Origin of the sequence: Bradyrhizobium sp. CIR48 (assembly GCF_014198315.1) — a bacterium.
Taxonomy (GTDB): domain Bacteria; phylum Pseudomonadota; class Alphaproteobacteria; order Rhizobiales; family Xanthobacteraceae; genus Bradyrhizobium.
This window is the reverse complement of record NZ_JACIHG010000005.1, coordinates 295,198-313,642: the sequence shown is the minus strand read 5'-3', so window position 1 is coordinate 313,642 and position 18,445 is coordinate 295,198. Positions and strand designations below refer to the sequence as shown.

Below are 18,445 nucleotides of genomic sequence, written 5' to 3'. Positions count from 1 at the left end.
ATGTCAGCCACCGCACCCCGCTTCCATCGCCTGGCCGTCAACGATCTCCGCCGCGAGGCGTCCGACGCCATCTCGATGACTTTCACCATCCCCGGCGAACTCGCCGGCGAGTACGCTTTCACGCCTGGCCAATACCTCACGCTCCGCACCACGCTGGACGGTGAGGAGGTGCGCCGCTCCTATTCGATCTGTTCCGGCCCTGATGACGGCGAGATCCGCATCGCCGTGAAGAAGGTCGACGGCGGTGCGTTTTCGAACTGGGCAGCCGAAGATCTCAAATGCGGCGACGAACTCGATGTGATGACGCCGACGGGCCGCTTCGGTGCGATTCCTCACGCGGATGCCGGACGCATCCATGTCGGGTTCGCCGCAGGCTCCGGCATCACGCCGATCCTGTCGATCGTCAAGGGCACGGTCGCGCGTGAGCCGGACAGCCGCTTCTTCCTGTTCTACGGCAACCGCACCACCGACAACATCATGTTCCTTGAAGCGCTCGAGGAACTGAAGGACCGCTTCATCGATCGCCTCTCGATCTTCCACGTCATCTCCGGCGAGGAGCAGGACATCCCGATCCTGCACGGCCGGCTCGACGGCGACAAGGTGAGGGTGCTGCTGCGCTCGCTGGTGCCGGCGGGAAGCGTCGATCAAGTCTACGTTTGCGGGCCCCTCGGCATGAGCGAGGATATCGAGACCACCTGCCGCGAGCTCGGCATCCTGCAGGAGCGCATCCACGTCGAGCGCTTCGTCTCCGAGTTCGGCGGCAAGCCGCGGCCGAAGAAGGCGGTCGCGCCCGACGCGCCACCGAAGGCGATCGCCTCGCTGATCATCGATGGCAAGCGCCGCGACGTGCCGGTCGCGCAGGACGAGGCGATCCTCGATGCCGCGCTGCGCGCCGGCGTCGATCTACCCTTCGCCTGCAAGGGCGGCATGTGCTCGACCTGCCGCGCCAAGCTGGTCGAGGGTGAAGCGCCGATGGACATCAACTATTCGCTGGAGCCCTGGGAGCTGAAGGCCGGGTTCGTTCTGACCTGCCAGGCCAAGCCGTCGTCAGAGCGGGTCGTGGTCGATTATGACCATGTCTGAGCCGGTGCTTCAGACGCTGACGATGCAAATGCGTCGCATTATTTGACAGTTTTGGCCAACCAGCAGAACATCATGGGCAAACATCTGGCCGGGAGAAGCGCGTGAACGTCAAAGCCGCCCTGTCGCCTGAGGATATTGCCCGCGCCTGCGCTGAGGCGATGTGGACGGAGGACGATGCCTCCAAGGGGCTCGGCATGGAGATCGTCGAGATTGGCCCCGGCTTCGCGACGCTCGCAATGACGGTGCGGCCGGACATGGTCAATGGCCAACGCATTGCCCATGGCGGCTTCATCTTCACGCTTGCCGATTCCGCCTTCGCGTTTGCCTGCAACTCGCACAACGAACGCGTGGTCGCAGCGCAGGGGCAGATCACCTTCATCAAGCCGGGCAGGCTCGGCGACCGCCTCGTTGCAAAGGCGCGCGAGATCACCCGCGGCGGCCGCTCCGGCATCTATGACGTGCGAGTTACCGCCGGTGACGTCGTCGTCGCCGAATTCCGCGGGCATTCGCGCGTCATTCCCGGCACGTGGCTGCCGACGCAAGACAAATAAAAGAACCAATCAATGTGGGGAAACGAGGATGGCTTCGACGAAGCTGAGGGAAGGCGGCAGCGCCTATAGCGCCGAGATGGACGCGCATGAGCGTGCCTCGCGCGACGAGATTATGGCGCTGCAGAAGCAGCGGCTGGCCTGGTCGCTGAAGCACGCCTATGACAACGTCGCGCATTATCGCAAGGCCTTCGACGAGGCCGGCGTGCATCCGTCCGATTTTCGCGAGCTCTCCGATCTCGCGAAATTCCCGTTCACGGTGAAAACGGATCTGCGCGACAATTATCCCTTCAACATGTTTGCCGTGCCGCGCGAAAAGCTGGTGCGCGTGCATGCATCCTCCGGCACGACCGGCAAGCCGATCGTGGTGGGATATACGCAAGGAGACATCAACACCTGGTCGGACGTGATGGCGCGCTCGATCCGCGCCGCCGGCGGGCGTACCGGCATGATCATCCACAATGCCTATGGCTACGGCCTCTTCACCGGCGGCCTCGGCGTGCACTACGGCGCCGAAAAGCTCGGCTGCACCGTGGTGCCGATCTCGGGCGGCATGACCGAGCGGCAGGTGCAGCTGATCAACGACTTCCGGCCCGACATCATCACGGTGACGCCGAGCTACATGCTGGCAATCCTCGACGAGTTCAAGCGTCAGAAGCTCGACCCGCGCCAGTGCTCGCTCAAGGTCGGCATCTTCGGTGCCGAGCCCTGGACCAATGCGATGCGCGGCGAGATCGAGGACGCCTTCGATATGGATGCGACCGACATCTATGGTCTGTCCGAGGTGATCGGCCCCGGCGTCGCCCAGGAATGCATCGAGACCAAGGATGGCCTGCACATCTGGGAGGATCATTTTTATCCCGAAGTGATCGATCCTGAAACGGGTGCGGTGCTGCCGGACGGTGAGAAGGGCGAACTGGTCTTCACCTCGCTCACCAAGGAAGCTTTTCCCGTGATCCGCTATCGCACCCGCGACCTGACGCGGCTGCTGCCGGGCACGGCGCGGCCGGGCATGCGGCGGATGGAGAAGGTGACGGGCCGCTCGGACGACATGATCATCCTGCGCGGTGTCAATCTGTTCCCGACCCAGATCGAGGAGGTGCTGCTCGCGACCGACTGGTGCGGCGGCCACTTCATCCTGGAACTGACCCGCGAAGGCCGTATGGACGAGCTGACAATCATCGCGGAGGCGCGGTCCGAAAGCTGGGACGGCCGCGGTCTCCTCGACCATGCCGACCGGATTGCGACCCACATCAAGAACACCATCGGCATTAGCTCCAGGGTGCAGGTGGTCGCGCCCGCCACGCTGGAGCGCTCGCTGGGCAAGGCCAAACGCCTCTACGACAAGCGGCCCAAGGATTGACTTTACGGATTGACTTGACGGATTGACTTGACCGGCCCCAGAGGCGACAAGGCCCGCGAGAAATCGCGGGTCTTTCATGTCGCCAGCCGATACCAAAACCATCGAAGCGCGCTGTGTGCGCCTCAATGCCAAGGCCGAGAACGCCGCCGCGGTTGCGCCGGTGGTCGAGCGTCACACGCTGACGCGCGGTCCGAACGATGTTCTGATCGAGGTCAAGGCCGCCGCCGTCAATCCCTCCGACGTCAAGGCCGCGACCGGCTTGATGCCCTATGCCGTGTTCCCGCGCACGCCGGGCCGCGACTATTCCGGCGTGGTGATCGACGGGCCGGCCGGCACGGTCGGCCGCGAGGTGTTCGGCTCCTCCGGCGATCTCGGCATCCGCCGCGACGGTACCCACGCAACCCATCTCGTCGTCGAGGCTGATGCGGTGGTGGAGAAGCCGAGCACGGTGTCGTGGGAGGAGGCCGCCGGCATCGGCGTGCCCTTCGTCACCGCGATGGAAGGCTTTCGCCGCGCCGGCGTGCCGAAGAGCGGGGAGACCGTTTTGGTGTTCGGCGTCAATGGCAAGGTCGGCCAGGCCGCGGTGCAGATCGCGACATGGCAGGGCGCGCGCGTCATCGGCGTGGTGCGCAAAGCGGAAGCTTACGAAGGCCACACCAACGCCCCCATCGAGGTGGTCGACGCCTCCGCGACCGACGTTGCCACGCGCGTGCGCGAATTGACCGGCGGCAAGGGGGTCGATGTCGTCTTCAACACGGTCGGCGATCCCTATTTCCAGGCCGCGCACAAGTCGCTCGCATTGCGTGGCCGTCAGATACTGATCGCCGCGATCGACCGCATCGTGCAGTTCAACATCCTCGAATTCTACCGGGGCCAGCACACCTATGTCGGCATCGATACACTCGGCCTGTCGTCGGCCGCGACAGGCGCAGTGCTGCGCGATCTCGGCCCGGGCTTTGCGAGCGGCCAGCTGAAGCCGTTCTCGATCAAGGCGAATGCCGTCTATCCGCTGGAGCGCGCCAAGGAGGCGTATGTCGCGGTTGCCGGCTCCTCGCGGGATCGCGTGGTCCTGAAACCGTAATCATGGACTCGTCCGCAGCAATCGTCATCTTCGCCGGCCTCGCCATCGGCCTTGTCTACGGCGCCGTCGGTCTGCTCAGCGGCTTCTGCCTGATGAGCAGCATGCGCGGCTGGCTTGCGGAGGGAGACGGACGGCTGGTGCGGACCTATGCGCTGGCGATCGCCGTCGCGATCGCCGCCAGCCAGTTCCTTGCCGGCAACGGCATTGCTGATCTGAGCAAGTCGATCTACCTGCAGCAGACGTTCTCGGTGCCGGTGCTGTTCCTCGGCGGAGTGCTGTTTGGTTACGGCATGGTGCTGTCAAACGGCTGCGGCTCGCGCGCCCTGGTGCTGCTCGGCCGCGGCAATCTCCGCTCCTTCGTCGTCGTGATCGTGCTCGCCATCGCTGCGCAGATGACGCTCAAGGGGCTGGTCGCGCCGGCTCGCATCGCGCTGGTTCAGGCCTCGCAAACCACCGTCAATGTCAATTCGCTGCCTTCGTTGCTGGCATCGCTTGGCCCCGGTGAAGCGCTCTCGCGTGCGCTGGCGGCGGCCGTGATCGTCGTCGCGCTGATCCTGTTTGCCTTCGCGCATCCGATGTTCCGGCGCTCGCCGGGCCAGATCGCGGCGGGCGTCGTCGTCGGCCTGCTCGTCGCCGCCGGCTGGCTCGTCACCGGCTATCTCGGTGCCGACGACTTCAATCCGGTGCCGGTGACCTCGCTCACCTTCATCGCGCCGATCGCGGACGCGCTGCAATACGCCATGCTCTCGACCGGCCTGACGCTCAATTTCGGTATTGCGACGGTCGCTGGCGTCTTCGCCGGCAGCCTGATCACCGCACTCGCCACAGGCCGCTTCAAGCTCGAAGGCTATTCCTCGCCGCGCCACATGCTGCGCTCGGGCAGCGGCGCCGCGCTGATGGGCATCGGCGGCGTGATGGCGTTCGGCTGCTCGATCGGGCAGGGGCTCACGGGCGTGTCGACACTGGCGCTGGGCTCGTTCGTTGCACTCGCCGGCATCCTGCTCGGCACGACCGCAGGTTTGCGTGGCGTGCTGCGGGTTCAACCGCTCGCGGTGGCCTGACCGCGCAACAGCCGGTCGCCGAGCGTCGCAAGTCCGATGCCGGTGACGATCAATCCGGCGGCGACAGCGAGGCTCAAGTCGAGGGGCTCGTCCAGCAGGATCGCAGCACTGGCGATACCGACGAGCGGTGTTCCGGTGGTGCCAAGCGACGTCGTCAGCGCCGAGATGCTTTTGTTGACCATCGACATCGCCCAATAGGCCAGCGCGCTTCCGATCAGGCCAGAGTACAGGAACAGCATAGCCAGCCGCCACGACCATTCCACGTGCGGCAGCCCGTCGATGACCATCGCAAGGGTCGAGAGCACGCCCGTGGCCACGAGCAGCTGCCAGAACAGGAGCTGGAGCGGGGAGGCGATCCAGCGATGTGCGCGGATATAGATGATGTTCGCAGCCCAGGAGATCGCGGCCAGGATGACCATGCCGGCGCCGAGCACGACGTTGGCATTGCCCCAGTCGATTGATGACGGATTCAGGATCACGGCAAGGCCGATCAGTCCGAGCAGGGCGCCGGCAAGCTTGGGTGCGGTCAGGGTGTCCTTCCCGAGTAGGGGTGCCGCAATCGCGACCCAGAGCGGTGTGGTGTAACCGAGCACGATGCCCTTGCTCGCAGGCAGGAAGCGCAGGCCCGCCGCAACCAGGATCGAGAACAGCGTCATGTGCAGCAGCGCGACGCTGAGGACCACCGGCACGTCGCGCCGCTCCGGAATCACGAGATTGTTGCTCAGCCCGAGGATCACAAACAATCCTGCCAGCGCGATCCAGCTCCGGATCGCCGAGCTCCACAGCGGTGGGACGAGCTGCACCAATTGCTTCGTCACCGACCAGTTCACGCCCCAGGCCAGCACGACGATGAGGAACAGGCCGACGGCCGCGCGGGGTGACAGGGAGTTCATCGCAAGGTCCTTGAAGCAGTCCGGTCCGGCAGATAGCATCCGCTCTGGTACTCATAAAAGTGCCAGATCTGAAAGGAACAAGGTGCCAGTTTCGGATGATATGATCTCGTCCATGATCGGCCTGAAGCGGACCGGCGACGAAGGTCTGGTGGCTCAACTGACGAGCCAGCTCCGTGGCTTGATCGCGACCGGCCGCCTCGGCAAAGGGCGCACGCTGCCGTCGAGCCGTCGGCTCGCCAGCGTTCTCGGCGTTTCCCGCAACACCGTCACCTATGCGTTCGAGCAGCTCGCCGCGGAAGGATACCTCGAGGCCTCGCACGGCCGCCGTCCGGTGGTCACCGTCGACGGCGGCGAACGACGTCAAGGAGCAGATGCCGTTGCGGCGCGCGTGCGCTCCGGCAAGCCGCGGCTTTCACCATGGGCCTCGCAGCTCAAGCAGACCGACTGGCCGATGTCCTATCAGGTGCCGCTCAGACCGTTGCGGCCAGGGCTTGGAGATGCGCGAGAGTTTCCGAACGAGATCTGGGCTCGCTGCCTGCGCCGCAGCGCCGTGCATGCGGCCAAACGCGAGCTCGGACCGGTCAACCGAACGCGCCTGCGCGAGGCGCTCGCGCATTATCTGGCCGCGAGCAGAGGCGTTCGCGCCACGCCAGAGCAGATCATGATCCTGCCGAGCGCGCAGGCCGCGCTGACCTTGATCGCGGCTGTTCTCATCTCGCCCGGTGACCAGGTCTGGGTCGAGGACCCCGGCTATCCCGGCGCAGCCGCAGCCCTCCGCGCCTCCGGCGCGCGCGTGACCGGCATGAGACTGGACGCGCAGGGCATGCAGCGGATGCCGGGCCTCGCGGCCCCGAAATTGATCTTCATGACGCCATCGCACCAGCATCCCACCGGACGGCTGATGTCGCTGGCGCGCCGCACCGAATTTCTTGGTGTGTGCATGCCCGGCAAGGGCTGGATCGTGGAGGACGATTACGACGGCGAATTCCACTATGACAGCCGGCCGGTGCCGGCCTTGCAAGGGCTCGATGCCCATGGCCGCGTGTTCTATGTCGGTACCTTCTCAAAGGTGATGACGTCGGACATCCGGCTCGGCTATCTCGTTGTGCCGCCGGCGCTGGTCAGCACCTTCGAGATCGCACAGCGGCACATCGGGCTGATCGCATCCAGCCACATCCAGGAAGCGCTGGCCGAGTTCATTGCCGACGGGCATTTCCTTGCGCATCTGCGCCGGATGCGCCGGCTCTATCACGCGCGCCGCGACCACATCGTTGCAGGACTGGAGCGCCATCTGGGCGAGATGCTCTCGGTCGAAGTGCCGGCGGGCGGCATCCAGCTCGTCGCTCGCCTCAAACACGGTAGCGCCGATCGGGCGGCGGTCAAGCGACTGGCTGCCGCGGGCGTTGAAACGCGGGCGCTGTCCAGCCTGGCGCTGGACCGGCCGCGGGATCACGGCCTGCTGCTCGGTTTTGCTGCCTGGCGCGAGAGCGAGATCGGCGCGGCATTGCGGACGATGGCATCCTGCTTCTAGCGCAGCCGGCTAGTCCACGGCCTTCGTCACGATGCGGATCTCCGACGTCAATGTCCGGTGCACGGGGCACTTGTCGGCAATCTCCATCAATTTCTTGCGCTGCTCGGCATCGAGCGCGCCATCCATCGCAATGTCGCGTTCGATCTGGTCGAGCATGCCTTCGCGTGTCTCGCACTCCGCGCAGTCTTTGGCGTAGATCTTGGAATGCTTCAATCTGACGGTGACGCGGTCGAGCGGCAGCGATTTGCGGTCGGCATAAAGACGCATGGTCATGGAGGTGCAGGCCCCTAAGCCAGCGAGTAGGAAATCATAGGGCCCAGGACCGGCATCCTCGCCGCCGGCGGCGACGGGTTCGTCCGCCACCAGACGATGTGGTCCGACCGTGACGAGCTGGTTGAACTTGCTCTTGCGCGTCTCCTGCACCACGACCTGACGCGGCGCCTCGGGAAGGTCCATCGCCTTCGCGGGCTTTGCGCTGTCGATGTAGCGGCTGGCCCAGGCCGTAATCACGTCGGCTGCGTAGAGGGCGTCGGCGGGCTTGGCAAGCAGATGGTCGGCATGGTCGAGCGAGACGAAGCTCTTGGGGTGCTTGGCCGCAACGAAGATCTTGGTCGCATTGTCGATGCCGACGGTGTCGTCGACCGGCGAGTGCATCACCAGCAGCGCCTTGTGCAGCCCTGTGATGTCCTTCATCAGCTCGTGCTCGGCGATGTCCTCGAGGAACTCGCGCTTGATCCGGAACGGGCGTCCTGCGAGCGAGACCTCAACCTCGCCCTGCGCGCGGATGTTGTCGAGATGCTCCCTGAAGAGGCCGGTCACGTGCGCCGGATCGGATGGCGCCGCGATGGTCACAACTGCCCCGGCTTCTGGGATACGTCCGGCTGCCGCGAGGATCGCCGCGCCGCCGAGGCTGTGGCCAATCAGGATCGACGGCGCCTTGCGGGCATTGCGCAGATGGTCGGCCGCGCGGACCAGATCGGCGACGTTGGAAGAAAACGTCGAATTGGCGAAATCGCCTTCGCTCGAGCCGAGCCCGGTGAAGTCGAAGCGCAGGACCGCGATGCCCTTGGCTGCCAGCGCGACCGAGATGCGCTTGGCGGCGAGCGTGTCCTTGCCGCAAGTGAAGCAGTGCGCAAACAGCGCGTAGGCCGCGGGCTCGCCGTCCGGCAACTCCAGCGCGGCGGCAAGCTGATGTCCGCCTTCGCCCGTGAATTGAAAGCGCTCCGTCGACATGGGCTTCCCCTCGTTCCTGCTTGAATTCTAATCGTCGGAATAGCGTTGCTCGGCCCAGGGGTCGCCGCGGTTATGATAGCCGCGGACTTCCCAGAAGCCCGGTGCGTCCTCGGTCAGGAATTCGATGGCCTGGAGCCATTTCGCGCTCTTCCAGAAATAGAGATGCGGCACGACCAACCGTACCGGGCCGCCATGCTCCTCCGTCAGCGGCTGGCCGGACCAGCTATGGGCGAGCAGCGCATCCTCGGCGGCAAAGTCTTCCAGCGCGAGGTTGGTGGTGTAGCCGTCATGGGAATGCAGCGTCACAAAGCGTGCGTCCTCGCGCGGCTGGCAGGCCGCGAGCAGCTCGCGCGTGGCAAGCCCTTCCCACTCATTGTCGTAGCGCGACCAGGTGGTGACGCAATGGATGTCGGAGGTGAACCGGGCCTGCTTCTGCGCGATGAATTCGGCGAATGTCCAGAACACGGGGCTCTCGATCGCGCCATAGACGTCGAGCCGCCAGCGCTCGCGTGACACCGGCGGCACGACTCCGAGGTCGAGCACAGGCCAGTCCTTGGTGAGGTGCTGGCCGGGCGGCAGCCGTTGGTCCTCCGGCCGCGTGATCTTCCCGGTGAGAAAGCGGCCCTCGCGCGCCCATTTCTCCTTGGTGCGCGTCAGCTTGCTGTCGGATGGCGTCTCGTCAGCCATGGTCTACTCGTGCCGATGCATTGCCGAAGTGTGCTTGGTGTCGCGCATGGTAGCATAGATCACCAGGGACAGGCAGATGATGCCGCTGAGGTAGAAATAGAACCATTCCTCGTGCCCGATGCTCTTGAAATAGAGTGCGATCGCCGGTGCCGTGCCGCCGAAGACCGACACCGTGATGGCATAGGGCAGGCCGACGCCGAGCGCGCGGACATTGGTCGGGAACAACTCGGCCTTCACCACCGCGTTGATCGAAGTATAGCCGGCGACGAACAGCCAGGCACAGCAGATCAGGACGAACGCGACGAAGGGCGACTTGGTCTCCTTCAGCGTCATCAACAGCGGCACGGTCGCGAGCGTGCCGGCGACACCGAAGAAGATCAAGAGCGGCTTGCGTCCGATCTTGTCGGAGATCGCGCCGTAGATCGGCTGGAGGATGGTCGCGAAGACCAACGTGCCGAAGATCACGAAAGTGGTTTGGTCCTCGGTCAGCCCGACCGAAAGCTTGACGAAGGTCTGCATGTAGGTGGTGAAGGTGTAGAACGCCGCGGTGCCGCCGGCGGTGAGGCCGACCACGAGTAGGAGCTCGCGCGGATAACGCAGCAAATTGGTGATCGAGCCGGTCGGCTTCACCACCTTCTTGGCTTCCTCGAACGCCTCCGTCTCGTGCAGGCCGCGCCGCATCACCGCGGCAAAGACCGCGAGCGCTGCACCGATCGCGAAGGGGATACGCCACCCCCAGTTCTTCAGCTCCTGTGGGGTGAGGAAGACCTTTTGCAGGAGCAGCAGCACGATGATCGCGGTGAGCTGGCCACCGATCAGGGTGACGTATTGAAAGCTCGAATAGAAGCCGCGGTGCTTGGGGTCGGCAACCTCGCTGAGATAGGTGGCACTTGCGCCATATTCGCCGCCGAGGCTGAGGCCTTCGATGACGCGGGCGAGCGCCAGGATCACCGGCGCGGCGAATCCGATCGTGGCATAGGTCGGCGTCAGCGCGATAATCAACGAACCAAAGCACATGAAGACGACAGAGAGCGTGAGCGAGATGCGCCGTCCGAAATGGTCGGCGAGATAGCCGAAGAACCAGCCGCCCAGCGGCCGCATCAGGAACGTCGCCGCGAAGACGACGGCGACGTTCAATTGCTGCACGACGGGGTCGTTGCCCGGGAAGAAGGCGGGAGCGAAATAGAGTGCGAACGCGGTGTAGGCGTAGAAATCGTACCACTCGACCAGATTGCCGATGGAGCCGATGAAAATCGCCTTGATTCGCCGCTTGGCGTCGGCGATGTCGATGTGGTCGGAGGCCGGCTTGATTGCTTGTTCAGTCACGTCCGGCCTCTCCGTTGTCTGGAAAGGCCTACATCGCCTTTCCGAGCAAGAATGGCAACTGGCGGGGGCCGCGCACCGTGCCCTGTGACCAGGTCACCGCGCCTGCCGGATCGAGCCGGAAATCTGGAATGCGTTTCAGCCATTCCTCCAGCGCAACCTGCATCTCCATGCGTGCCAGGTTGGAACCGACACAGCGGTGAATGCCGAGGCCGAAGGCGGCGTGCCGGTTTTCGCGGCGGTCGATCACGACTTTGTCAGCGTCGGGAAACATCTTTGGATCGCGGTTGGCGGCCGGGAACGACAGCAGCACCATGTTGCCCGCCTTGACCGGGCAGCCCGAGATCGTGGTCTCCTTGACCACCTCGCGGGCCATCGTCACCGGAGAATAGGCGCGCAGCAGTTCCTCAACTGCGGTCGGGATCAGTCCCGGCTCGGCGATCAGTCGCTCGCGGTCGCCCGGCGTCTTCGCGAGGTGCCAGAGCGAGGAACCGATCGCGCTCCAGGTGGTGTCGATGCCGGCGATCAGGAGCAGGCGCAGCGAGCCAAGAACGTGCGAGTCTTCGAGCGGGTTGCCCTCCTTGTTCTTGGCGTTCATCAGGTAGGAGATGAGATCGTCGGTCGGCTTGTCCTTGCGCGCCTCGATATGCGCGCTGAAATAGGCGCTCATCTCCTGCACGGCCTGCAGCAGCTTGCTCTCGTCCTTGATGCCGAGCTCGAGGATCATGTGGATCCAGTTGATGAAGAGATCGCTGTCGCTCTCGGGGATGCCGAGCATGTGGGCAATGGCCCGAACCGGGATATATTTGGCGTAGCGTGCGGCGGCGTCGACCTTGCCATCGGCGATGAAGCCGTCGATCAGCTCGTTGCAGATCGCGCGCATCCGCGGTTCCAGCTTCTTCATCGCGTCCGGCGTGAAGGGCGGCAGCAACAGCTGCTTGGCCGGCTTGTGCACAGGCGGATCTGAGGTGATCGGCGGTGCGGCGTTCCTCGCGATCTCGGGACGGACATCGCGCACGATGATGCGGCGCGAGGAAAAATGCTCGGTGTCGTTGGCGATCTCGCGCACCGCTTCATAGGTCGTCGGCATGTAGCAGCCGAGGAAACGCTCGGTGTGCACGACCGGGCTCGCTGCGCGCAGCTCGTCCCAGATCGGGAAGGGATCCTCCGTCCATTGCGGATCGGTATGGTCGAAATCATGGACCCAGTCGGTGACGGGCGGATGGGCGGCAGGCGGACTGGCGTCGGACATGGCAGGGAATCCCTTGGCTCGTGTTCGCTGGAAGGACGCGGGGGCGGCCGCGCGCTACTCCTCGATCACATCGATCGCGATTTCCGGGCAGTTGGATTTGGCAAGCCACGCCTTGTCCTCGAGCCCCGGCGGGACCGTGCCGTCGCCGGCTTCGTGGGCGTTGCCGTATTCGTCCAGCTCGAAAAGTTCCGGCGCGAGGGCCTTGCAGCGCGCGTGGCCCTGGCATTTGTCGGGATCGACGTGAACCCTCAGTCGCTCTGTCATGGCGGCATCCTCGGTCGTATCCGCGCGTGGCCCGATGGCGGCGCGTTCCTCATGTCAATTTTATCCGCGGCATTCGCCGCCGGCTTTAAGTTATATGCTATTACATTCGCGACAGGCTTTCCCTGTCAAGCGCAAACTTATAGGTTCGCTACACCATGCGCTCACAACTCGCCCGCAAGCCCGCGAACACCTACCATCATGGCGATCTTCGCGATGCCTTGGTCAAGGCCGCGTTGCGCGAGGCGGAGCAGGGCGGCGCCGAGGCCATCAGCATCAAGGCGCTGGCAAAGCAGCTCGGCGTGTCGCAGCCGGCGCCGTACCGGCATTTCGCCGACCGCGAGGCGCTGCTTGCAGCGGTGACGGCGGAGGCGTTCAGGCAGCTCAGCGCGATCTTGCGAGAGGCCATGGCTGGGACGTCGAAGCAATCAAAGCTGTCGCGGCTGGCGCAGGCGACGCTCGAGTTCGGCCTGCGGCGCAACGGCATCTACCGCTTGATGTTCGCGTCCCGCACCGTGGCATGCGCCGACAAGGGCAGCGAGCTGCACGAGGCCACGCGCGAGACCTTCTCGCTCGTGATCGAAGCCCTGGAAGCGCCCGCCGTCGGCTATTTGCGCGAGCGCCAGGCGCTCAAGATCTGGGCGGCGTTGCACGGCGTGGTGATGCTGGCCGAGCAGGGCCTGTTCACCGGCGAGGCCGCGCACGCCACGCGCGAGGAACTGGTCGAGGATTTCGTCAGCGAAACGAAGGCCGCGCTCGCCGCTGCCATCAAGGGCGCGCGGCGTCGAAAAGCGACAGGTACCTAAGCCTTCGCTTTCAGCAGCTTCATCAGCTTGTCGACCGCGCTCTCAGGCGTGGTCACGACGGGACGGCCGGTGGCTTCCGTCACCAGAGGCGCCGTCGCGGCGATGCTGAACTGCGCCAGCGCGATGACGTCGCAATCGCGCAGATCCTTTGACGCTTCGACGATCAGCCGGTCGTGGGTGGCGCGGTCGCCGCGGTCGAGCGCCGCCAGCGCGCCCTCGGCAAGCTTCGGCACGATTTGGACGGAGGCCGGAAACTCCGGCGGCATCGAGGCCAGGGTCGGCGGGAAGGTGGACAGCAGGCCGATCCGCGTGCCCATCGTCACCGCGCGCTCGATCATGGCTTCGTTGGGCTTGAGCACCGGCATCGGCGCATGCGCGCGCGCGACCGCCTCGATACAGGGGCCGAAGGCCGAGCAGGTGAACAGGATCCCGTTCGCTCCCGTCGCCGCCGCATAGTCGCCGAGCGCGAGGAAGCGCTCGGTCATGGCATCGTTGAGCGCGCCGTCGCGGGCCAGATCCGCCGACAGGCTGTCGTCGAGAAGGTTCATCAGCCGCGCCTCTGGCCAAGCCTTGGCGAACGCCGCTTCGATCGGGGCGATGGAATGCTTGAGGGCGTGGATCAGGGCGATGCGAGGGGACGTCGTCATCTAAAGTGGCTTATCCATGGGTCTCGTGCCTCGGACGCAGCGCAATGCGCAGTATTGCGCTGCAGAGCCGGGGCCCATTGTGGCCGCTGGGTCCCGGCTCTGCGCAGCGGTGTTGCACGCCGCAGCGCGTCCGGGACACGATCACGGTTTACTTGAACGGCACCGCGTACATCAAGCCACCCTTGCTCCAGAGGCCGTTGAGGCCGCGATCGAGCTTGAGCGGGCTCGCCTTGCCGACATTGCGCTCGTAGATCTCGCCGTAATTGCCGGTGGCCTTGATCGCGGTGACCAGCCATTTGTTGTCGAGCCCAAGCCGGGAGCCGAGATCGCCGGATGCGCCGAGCAGCCGCTGGATCGCGGGCGTCTGCGACTTCGCCATCTCCTCGACATTGCCTTGTGTGACGCCGAGCTCCTCGGCCTCGATCAGGCCGTAATGCAGCCAGGTGATGATGTCGCTCCAGACCTCGTCGCCGTTGCGGGTGAAGGGCCCGAGCGGCTCCTTGCTGATGGTCTGCGGCAGCACGACGTAATCGGCCGGGTTCGGCGCGGCGGTGGTCACGGCGCCGGCGAGTGCGGAGGCGTCCTGGGTCATGGCATCGCAGCGGCCGCCGAAGAATGTCTGATACATGGTGTCGACGCGGTCGAACACCAGCGGCTTCCAGTCGATGCCGTTGGCGCGGCCGTAATCGCCGAGCGTCACCTCATGCGTGGTGCCCTGCGCCACGCAGACGGTGGCGCCCTTGAGGTCCTTGATGTCCTTGACGCCCAGATCCTTCTTCACGACAAAGCCCTGGCCGTCGTAGAAGTTGATCGGACCTTGCCGCAAGCCCAGCGTCACGCCGCGCAGATAGGTCTGCGTCGAGTTGCGGTAGAGCACGTCGATCTCGCCCGACTGCAGGGCGGTGAAGCGGTTCTGCGCGGTCAGAGAGACGTAGCGCACCTTGCTGGCATCGCCCAGCACGCCGGCCGCGAGCGCGCGGCAATAATCGACGTCGAGACCTTTGTAATTGCCCTGCGAGTCGGGCGCGGAGAAACCGGCAAAGCCGGCGCTGACGCCGCACACCAGCGTGCCGCGGCTCTTCACCGTGTCGAGCGTCGCGGCGGATGCGACAATTGTCGATGCAGCGAGCACGCTCGCTGCGATAACCACTTTCCTCATCATGCTACTCCCCTCAGTGATTGACACTACGCAATACGTTGTCGACGGCCGTGCCGAGCTTGTCGACGATCAGATCGATCTCGTCCGCCGAGGCGATATAGGGCGGCGCCAGCAACACGTGGTCGCCGCGCACGCCATCCACGGTGCCGCCGCCGGGATAGCAGCCGAGCCCATTGGCGAAGGCCTCCGCCTTGATCTTCTGATTGAGCTTGAGCGCAGGATCGAACGAGGTGCGGCTGGCGCGATCAGCGACCAGCTCGATCGCCCAGAACAGGCCACGGCCCCTGATGTCGCCGACATGGCGGTGATTGCCGAAGCGCTCGGTCAGGCGCTGTTCGAGCTGCTTGCCGCGCTCCTTGACGCGGTCGAGCAGGCCGTCCTCGCGGATCACCTCCTGCACCGCCAGTGCGGCGGCGCAGGCGAGGGGATGTGCCAGATAAGTGTGGCCGTGCTGAAAGGCGCCCGAGCCGGCGCGGATGGTGTCGATGATCTTGCCGCTCGCGAGCATCGCCCCAATCGGCTGATAGCCGCCGCCGAGCCCTTTTGCGATCGCCTGGATGTCCGGCGCGACGCCTTCCTGCTCCCAGGCATGCGTGGTGCCGGTGCGGCCCATGCCGCACATGACCTCGTCGAGGATGAGCAGTGCACCGTGCCGGTCGCAGATCTCACGCACCGCCCTGAAGTAGCCGTCCGGTGCCGTCACCGCGCCGGCGGTGGCGCCGACGACCGGCTCGGCGAGGAACGCCGCGACCGTGTTGGGACCGAGCCGCTGAAATTCCGCTTCGAGCTCCGCCGCCAGCCGCGCCACGAACTGCGCATCGGATTCACCCTCGCGCTTCTCGTGATAGGCAAACGCCGGCGTCACATGGCTGAAGGCGGCCGAGAGCAGCGGCGCATAGGGCGCGCGCCGCCAGGCATTGCCGCCGGCCGCGAGGGCGCCCAGCGTGTTGCCGTGGTAGCTCTGCCGCCGTGCGATGAAATGTTGCCGCTGCGGCTCGCCGCGCTCGATGAAATATTGCCGCGCGAGCTTGATGCTCGCTTCGATCGCCTCGGACCCGCCGCTGACGAAGTAGGCATAAGCGAGGCCGCCGGGCTCGTGCCCGACCAGCGTGTCGGCGAGGGCCTCGGCCGGCTCGGACGAGAAGAAGGCGGTGTGCGCATAGGCCAGCGTGGAGGCCTGCTTTGCCATCGCCGCGATTACGCGTGGATGTTGATGGCCGAGGCAGGAGACCGCTGCGCCGCCGGAAGCGTCGATGATGCGCCGCCCGTCCTCGGCAAAGAGATAGACGCCTTCGCCGCCGATCGCCTTGGGCGGCGTCTCGCGGAGTGAGCGGTGCAGCACACGGCTGGTGCGAGCGGCCATGGGTCAACCTTTCTCTGAGACGTAGATGGAGGCAGCGGTGAGCCGCGCCTCGGTATTCTCCAGGCGCTTCTTCGCGGCGGCGCCGCCGAGCGAGAACGTCACGGCAGCCAGCGACTGCGCGATCGCGATCGCGCCGGTGAGACTCGGGAAGAAGCCGGGAGAGGAGGCCGCCTCGAACAGCAGCAAATGGTCGGCGCCCTCGGCCATCGGCGCAGAGAGGCTGTCCGCGATGGCAATCAGCGTCGCGCCGCTGCGGTGGGCGGCTTGCGCGACGCGGACGCTCGCATGGGTGTACGGCAGGAAGCCGATGACGATGACGGCTTCGCCCGGCCGGAAGGCGCCGAGGTCGAGATCGTCGGGGCCGGACACGCCGACGAGTTGCACCTGCTCGGGGCGGAACAGCCGAAGCTCGTAGTTCAGGAGCTCGGCAACGCTGCGGCAGCTGCGATAGCCGGCAATCCAGATCCGCTTGGCCTCATGCAGGGAGCGCGCGGCCTCCGCGATCGGCTGGGCCGGAATGCGCGGAAGGCCGGCGGCCTCGGCTTCGAGTTTGTCGGTGACGAGCGCGACATCGGCGTTCGGACCGGGCCGGCGGCTTCTGGCGCGGCCGGAGAAGGGCGAGGTCTGCGATGGTCGCCGCGCCTCGGTCAGCGCCGCGCGCAATTCGTCCCAGCCCGAATAACCGATCGCCTTGGCGAGCCGCGTGAACGCGGCGGGATCGGCGCCGGCTTCCGCCGCGAGGTCGCGCATCGAACGGGTGGTGGCGTCATAATCGTTGGCGGCGACGAAGCGCCCGACTTCCTGCAGCCGCATCGGCAGCGATGGCAATGCAATGCGCAGTTCGCTCAGCGGCGAGGATTTCGCGGGCTCGGCCATGAAACATTTGTTGCACGAAATATAGATTGGTGCAACAGTTGACGTGCGCCGCCGGAAATCGCTGCCTCTCGAGAAGGGTTTTTGTGCCGTGACATCGGACACGCCGAGACCGCCACCGCGCCGCCGCCTGTTCGGCGCATGGGGACGCCGCGAGCTGCAGGGCCTGTTCTGGCAGGTGCTGGTGGTCGGGATCGCGCTCGCGGTCACCGGCTTTCTCTGGTCCAACACCGTCACCAACCTTTCGGCGCGCCGCATCACGACCGGTTTTGCCTTCCTCGGACGCGAGGCCGGCATGCCCATCGCCGACAGCTTGCTCGCCTATAATCCGAGAGACACCTATCTCTGGGCCTTCGTCGTCGGCATCGGCAACACCTTGCGCGTCGCCGTGATCGGCATCGTGCTCGCGACCATCCTGGGCACCCTGATCGGCATCTCGCGACTGTCGGCCAATTGGCTGCTGTCACGACTTGCCGCCGTCTATGTCGAAACGCTCCGCGACATCCCGCTGCTGCTTCAACTCCTGTTCTGGTATGTGCTGATGCAGGCGCTGCCGGCCGCGCGCGCGGCATGGCGGCCGGTCGAGGGCGTGTTCCTGTCCAATCGCGGCTTGATCCTGCCGGCCATTCCGCTTGGCCCGCCCCAGCTTTGGGTGCTCGGCACGGCGGTGTTCGGCCTTGCCGTGGTCTATCTCATCCGGCGATGGCTGATCGCGCAGCAGATGCGCGACGGCAAGCCGCGGCCGGTATGGCCCTTTGCGGTGAGCTTCATCATCGCGTTGCCCGTGCTGGTGTCCGTACTGCTTCGCGCGTCCTGGAAGATCGAGTGGCCCGAGCTGCGCGGCTTCAATTTCGTCGGTGGGCTGACGCTCGCCCCAGAATATTTCGCGCTGCTGATCGCGCTCGTCACCTACACGTCGGCCTTCATTGCCGAGATCGTGCGCAGCGGCATCCAGTCGGTGCCGCGCGGGCAGTGGGATGCCGCCAACGCGCTTGGCCTGCGCCGTAGCTTCATGCTGCGGCAGATCATCCTGCCCCAGGCGCTGCGCGTCATCGTGCCGCCGATGACGAGCCAGTATCTCAATTTGACCAAGAATTCCTCGCTCGCGGTGGCGATCGGCTACCAGGACGTGGTCTCGATCGCCAACACCACGCTGAACCAGACCGGGCAGGCGATCGAGGCGATCGCGCTGATCATGGCGGTGTTCCTGACCATCAGCCTTTCCATCAGCTTCTTCATGAACTGGTACAATGCGCGCATCGCGCTGGTGGAGCGCTGAGC

18 protein-coding genes are annotated in these 18,445 nt (G+C 65.4%); 8 read left to right on the top strand and 10 right to left on the bottom strand.

Features of this window, described 5'->3' with window-relative positions; translation table 11 throughout:
- The 5 genes from paaE to GGD66_RS17880 all read left to right on the top strand — a co-directional run bounded on the left by paaE (window position 1) and on the right by GGD66_RS17880 (window position 5,136).
- Window positions 1-1,083: a 1,2-phenylacetyl-CoA epoxidase subunit PaaE gene (paaE, locus tag GGD66_RS17900; protein WP_183258519.1), complete on the top strand. Its 1,083-nt coding sequence runs from the start codon at window positions 1-3 to the stop codon at window positions 1,081-1,083.
- A 101-nt stretch (window positions 1,084-1,184) separates the two neighbouring features.
- Window positions 1,185-1,634 carry a hydroxyphenylacetyl-CoA thioesterase PaaI gene (paaI, locus tag GGD66_RS17895; protein WP_092259549.1) on the top strand — a complete coding sequence of 150 codons (450 nt, stop codon included), beginning with the start codon at window positions 1,185-1,187 and terminating at the stop codon, window positions 1,632-1,634.
- Between the two features lie 28 nt (window positions 1,635-1,662).
- Window positions 1,663-2,994, top strand: coding sequence for a phenylacetate--CoA ligase PaaK (gene paaK / locus GGD66_RS17890; RefSeq protein ID WP_183258518.1), 1,332 nt, complete (start codon window positions 1,663-1,665; stop codon window positions 2,992-2,994).
- A 76-nt stretch (window positions 2,995-3,070) separates the two neighbouring features.
- Window positions 3,071-4,075: a zinc-binding alcohol dehydrogenase family protein gene (locus GGD66_RS17885; RefSeq protein WP_183258517.1), complete on the top strand. Its 1,005-nt coding sequence runs from the start codon at window positions 3,071-3,073 to the stop codon at window positions 4,073-4,075.
- Between the two features lie 2 nt (window positions 4,076-4,077).
- Window positions 4,078-5,136: a YeeE/YedE family protein gene (locus GGD66_RS17880; RefSeq protein ID WP_183258516.1), complete on the top strand. Its 1,059-nt coding sequence runs from the start codon at window positions 4,078-4,080 to the stop codon at window positions 5,134-5,136.
- Here the strand turns inward: GGD66_RS17880 and GGD66_RS17875 are convergent.
- Complete coding sequence (locus tag GGD66_RS17875; RefSeq protein ID WP_183258515.1) at window positions 5,115-6,029, bottom strand: DMT family transporter; 915 nt, start codon at window positions 6,027-6,029, stop codon at window positions 5,115-5,117. The genes GGD66_RS17880 and GGD66_RS17875 overlap by 22 nt on opposite strands.
- A 100-nt stretch (window positions 6,030-6,129) precedes the next feature.
- Here GGD66_RS17875 and GGD66_RS17870 point away from each other — a divergent pair, with 100 nt between their 5' ends.
- Entirely contained in the window at window positions 6,130-7,560 is a 1,431-nt protein-coding gene (locus GGD66_RS17870) for a PLP-dependent aminotransferase family protein (protein WP_183258514.1), read from the top strand.
- A gap of 9 nt (window positions 7,561-7,569) precedes the next feature.
- Here the strand turns inward: GGD66_RS17870 and GGD66_RS17865 are convergent, their stop codons facing one another.
- The 5 genes from GGD66_RS17865 to GGD66_RS17845 are packed head-to-tail and all read right to left on the bottom strand — an operon-like array spanning window position 7,570 to window position 12,319.
- Entirely contained in the window at window positions 7,570-8,793 is a 1,224-nt protein-coding gene (locus GGD66_RS17865; RefSeq protein ID WP_183258513.1) for a bifunctional alpha/beta hydrolase/OsmC family protein, read from the bottom strand.
- A gap of 27 nt (window positions 8,794-8,820) precedes the next feature.
- Complete coding sequence (locus GGD66_RS17860) at window positions 8,821-9,480, bottom strand: sulfite oxidase-like oxidoreductase (RefSeq protein ID WP_018315599.1); 660 nt, start codon at window positions 9,478-9,480, stop codon at window positions 8,821-8,823.
- A gap of 3 nt (window positions 9,481-9,483) precedes the next feature.
- The gene (locus tag GGD66_RS17855; RefSeq protein ID WP_183258512.1) at window positions 9,484-10,806 is read right to left on the bottom strand and encodes an MFS transporter; all 1,323 of its coding nucleotides are present in this window, start codon (window positions 10,804-10,806) and stop codon (window positions 9,484-9,486) included.
- A 28-nt stretch (window positions 10,807-10,834) separates the two neighbouring features.
- Window positions 10,835-12,055, bottom strand: a complete 1,221-nt coding sequence (locus GGD66_RS17850) for a cytochrome P450 (RefSeq protein ID WP_183258511.1) — start codon at window positions 12,053-12,055, stop codon at window positions 10,835-10,837.
- Between the two features lie 54 nt (window positions 12,056-12,109).
- Complete coding sequence (locus tag GGD66_RS17845; RefSeq protein WP_007607931.1) at window positions 12,110-12,319, bottom strand: ferredoxin; 210 nt, start codon at window positions 12,317-12,319, stop codon at window positions 12,110-12,112.
- A 155-nt stretch (window positions 12,320-12,474) separates the two neighbouring features.
- Between GGD66_RS17845 and GGD66_RS17840 the strand changes: the two genes are divergently transcribed.
- The gene (locus GGD66_RS17840) at window positions 12,475-13,122 is read left to right on the top strand and encodes a TetR/AcrR family transcriptional regulator (protein ID WP_092259535.1); all 648 of its coding nucleotides are present in this window, start codon (window positions 12,475-12,477) and stop codon (window positions 13,120-13,122) included.
- Here the strand turns inward: GGD66_RS17840 and GGD66_RS17835 are convergent.
- From GGD66_RS17835 to GGD66_RS17820, 4 genes are all read right to left on the bottom strand, one after another.
- Window positions 13,119-13,769: an aspartate/glutamate racemase family protein gene (locus GGD66_RS17835; RefSeq protein WP_183258510.1), complete on the bottom strand. Its 651-nt coding sequence runs from the start codon at window positions 13,767-13,769 to the stop codon at window positions 13,119-13,121. The two genes, GGD66_RS17840 and GGD66_RS17835, sit on opposite strands and share 4 nt — an antisense overlap.
- A gap of 148 nt (window positions 13,770-13,917) precedes the next feature.
- On the bottom strand, window positions 13,918-14,931 hold the full coding sequence (locus GGD66_RS17830) for an amino acid ABC transporter substrate-binding protein (RefSeq protein WP_018315604.1): 1,014 nt from the start codon (window positions 14,929-14,931) through the stop codon (window positions 13,918-13,920).
- 10 nt (window positions 14,932-14,941) lie between these two features.
- Window positions 14,942-16,291 carry an aspartate aminotransferase family protein gene (locus GGD66_RS17825; protein ID WP_183258509.1) on the bottom strand — a complete coding sequence of 450 codons (1,350 nt, stop codon included), beginning with the start codon at window positions 16,289-16,291 and terminating at the stop codon, window positions 14,942-14,944.
- Between the two features lie 3 nt (window positions 16,292-16,294).
- Window positions 16,295-17,167, bottom strand: coding sequence for a MurR/RpiR family transcriptional regulator (locus GGD66_RS17820; RefSeq protein WP_183258508.1), 873 nt, complete (start codon window positions 17,165-17,167; stop codon window positions 16,295-16,297).
- An 88-nt stretch (window positions 17,168-17,255) separates the two neighbouring features.
- On the opposite strand from GGD66_RS17820, the gene GGD66_RS17815 reads away from it, so the two are divergent.
- Window positions 17,256-18,443, top strand: coding sequence for an amino acid ABC transporter permease (locus GGD66_RS17815; RefSeq protein WP_183258507.1), 1,188 nt, complete (start codon window positions 17,256-17,258; stop codon window positions 18,441-18,443).
- Window positions 18,444-18,445: the final 2 nt, after the last annotated feature.